Consider the following 2348-nt stretch of genomic DNA (forward strand, 5'->3'; position numbering starts at 1 on the left):
ACGGAAAATTCCGCGCCGCTTTTTGTTCGGCTATTGCCAGTTTTCGGCTCAGCCGCGCTTGGCGTCGATCGAATAGGCGCCGGCGCCCGAGGAAGCCAGCACGAGGAAGCCGCCCGCAATGGCGAGGTTCTTGAGAAACTGGATCATCTGCATCTGGTCGGCCCAACCGGTATGGGCGACCAAACCGGTGGCGACGGTGAAGATCGCCAGCACCCAGGCAACAATCCGGGTCTTGAAGCCGACGAGGATGGCGAGGCCGCCGAGAAGCTCGATCAGGCCGACGACAATGGCCGTTACGGTCGGCAAGGGCAGGCCGAGGGCACCGAAATAGCCCGCCTGCCGGCGATGGCGGTCAGCTTGCCGAAGCCTGAAAGCAGGAAGATGACGGCAAGCAGGACGCGGCCGAGGAGGATGGTGGTCGAGGCATTGGATGCGCCGGAACCGGCGACTGAAGTGTTGATGGACATTGTGGCTCTCCGGGATGGGTTGATACCGGGGAGATAGAGCAAGCCGACTGTTCACCAAAGCCACCAGACTGGCGACACATTGTTCACAGTACTTACGTTCCGTGATCGGGCGGCCTGCGCAAAATTCGCTTCGGGTCACGTCGTGACGGAAGTAAATTCTCCCGTCACGAAATACCGGGCTTTTGGTTGACGCAATTCCGGACCGAAAACCGCAAGACACTTTTCCTGGAATTGACTACCCCGGATGCGTCATGTCCTCCGGCCGCACCAGCCGGTCGTAATCGGCGTCGCTGACCAGCCCGGTGGCGAGCGCTTCCTCGCGCAGCGTGGTGCCCTTCTTGTGCGCGGTCTTGGCGATCTTGGCGGCATTGTCGTAGCCGATGGTCGGCGCCAGCGCCGTCACCAGCATCAGCGAGCGGTCGAGTGCCGCCTTGATGTTGTCTTCGCGGGCCTCGATGCCGACAACGCAATTGTCGGTGAAGGAGACCGAGGCGTCGGAGAGCAACTGCACCGACTGCAGGAAATTGTAGGCCATCAGAGGGTTGTAGACGTTGAGCTCGAAATGACCCTGGCTGCCGGCGAAGGTGAGCGCCGCATTGTTGCCGAACACCTGCACGCAGACCTGCGTCAGCGCCTCGCATTGGGTCGGGTTGACCTTGCCCGGCATGATCGACGAGCCCGGTTCGTTTTCCGGCAGCGACAGCTCGCCGAGGCCCGAACGCGGGCCGGAACCGAGGAAACGGATGTCGTTGGCGATCTTGAACAGTGCGGCGGCCGCCGCATTGATGGCGCCGTGCGAAAACACCATGGAATCATGGGCCGCCAGCGCCTCGAATTTGTTCGGCGCGGTGACGAAGGCGATGCCCGTAATGCTGGCGATGCGATCCGCCACCCTTTCGGCGAAGCCGACCGGCGCGTTGAGGCCGGTGCCGACGGCGGTGCCGCCCTGCGCCAGCTCCTGCAGGCCGGGCAATGTCAGCTCGATGCGCTTGATCGACGAGGCGACCTGCGCTGCATAGCCCGAAAACTCCTGGCCAAGCGTTAGCGGGGTGGCGTCCTGTGTGTGCGTGCGGCCGATCTTGATGATGTGATTGAACTCTCTGCTCTTGGCGGCGAGCGCCTTGTGCAGATGCTTCAGCGCCGGCAACAGATCGTGCACGATGCGTTCGGCGCAGGCGATGTGCATGGCCGTCGGATAGGTGTCGTTCGACGACTGGCTCATATTGACGTGATCGTTGGGATGCACCGGCTTCTTGGAACCCATGACGCCGCCCAGCATCTCGATCGCACGGTTGGAGATCACCTCATTGGCGTTCATGTTGGACTGCGTGCCCGAGCCGGTCTGCCAGACCACCAGCGGGAAATGGTCGTCGAGCTTGCCGTCGATGACCTCTTGCGCCGCCTCGACAATCGTCTTGCCGATGGAAAGATCAAGCCGCTTGAGCTCCATGTTGGCTTCGGCCGCCGCCCGCTTGACGATGCCCAGCGCGCGCACGATCGACGCCGGCTGCTTCTCCCAGCCGATCTTGAAATTGCCGAGCGAACGCTGCGCCTGCGCGCCCCAGTACCGGTCGGCGGCAACTTCGATGGGACCGAACGTGTCGGTTTCGGTTCTGGTATTTGCAGCGGTCACGGGTCTCTCCTTGTCGAAGTCGGCAACGGCGTATCGCGTTGCACAAACGGCTTCAAGCGGAGATTGCGGAGGGGATTGATGCAAATCGGTTGAAGGTGATCTCCCCCCTCGAGGGGAGATGTCGCCGAAGGCGACAGAGGGGGTCGGTTCGACCGGGCGTGACCTCTTATCGCCGCCGGAAGAGGCTGGCGCCCCACGCCTGCTGCCATCTCCCCTCAAAGGCGGGGGATTCTTGCGAAGGAGGACCC

Annotated in this window: 1 protein-coding gene and 1 pseudogene; both read right to left on the bottom strand. The window is 62.6% G+C overall.

All coding sequences use genetic code 11. The features are described from left to right. Positions 1 to 48 precede the first annotated feature (48 nt). Positions 49 to 467: pseudogene (locus tag EN939_RS30355) on the bottom strand (DoxX family protein). A 235-nt stretch (positions 468 to 702) separates the two neighbouring features. Beyond that, positions 703 to 2100, bottom strand: coding sequence for a class II fumarate hydratase (gene fumC / locus EN939_RS30360; RefSeq protein WP_127271337.1), 1398 nt, complete (start codon positions 2098 to 2100; stop codon positions 703 to 705). Positions 2101 to 2348: the final 248 nt, after the last annotated feature.

The organism is Mesorhizobium sp. M7A.F.Ca.CA.002.05.1.1 (assembly GCF_003998335.1).
Lineage (GTDB): Bacteria > Pseudomonadota > Alphaproteobacteria > Rhizobiales > Rhizobiaceae > Mesorhizobium.